Source organism: Candidatus Rhabdochlamydia sp. W815 (genome assembly GCF_018642185.1).
Taxonomy (GTDB): domain Bacteria; phylum Chlamydiota; class Chlamydiia; order Chlamydiales; family Rhabdochlamydiaceae; genus Rhabdochlamydia; species Rhabdochlamydia oedothoracis.
In genome coordinates, this window is record NZ_JAAVTY010000174.1 from 1 (window position 1) to 450 (window position 450).

Genomic DNA, 450 nt, shown 5'->3' on the forward strand with positions numbered 1-450 from the left:
TGCAGGAGATATTAGGATGTATAGTAGAAATAGCCAAAAGAAATACACTTCATACTTTTACAGTTATTCCCAAAAGATGGGTTGTAGAGCGTTCTTTTGTGTGGATAGAAAAATGTCGCAGGCTATGGAAAATTGCGAAAGAAAACTACTACAAGCCTGAATATGGTGGTTCTTGCTTTTATTGCTCTACTTTTGAAAAGATTTTAAACAGGCTCTTAGATCAAGCTGTTGTATCAATTTCGATTTAAATAACTATACTTAAAAGTTATGGAATTCGATTGGGAGCTGTAGGGGCAAAAAGATTTTCCTCTGCTGTTATGAAACAGATAGAAAAGCAGGAAGAAGTGATTATCTTAATTATAACATCTCTATTAAGCACCTTTGACAAAATAGTCGAGCAAGTAGAAAAACTGGATAAAGAAATGCTTAAACTAGTCAGTCAAGATAAAG

At 33.6% G+C, this 450-nt stretch carries 1 pseudogene; it reads left to right on the forward strand.

Annotated features, from left to right (window positions below):
• Nucleotides 1–207, forward strand: a pseudogene (locus tag RHOW815_RS08010) (transposase); the annotation flags it as partial.
• Nucleotides 208–450 lie beyond the last annotated feature (243 nt).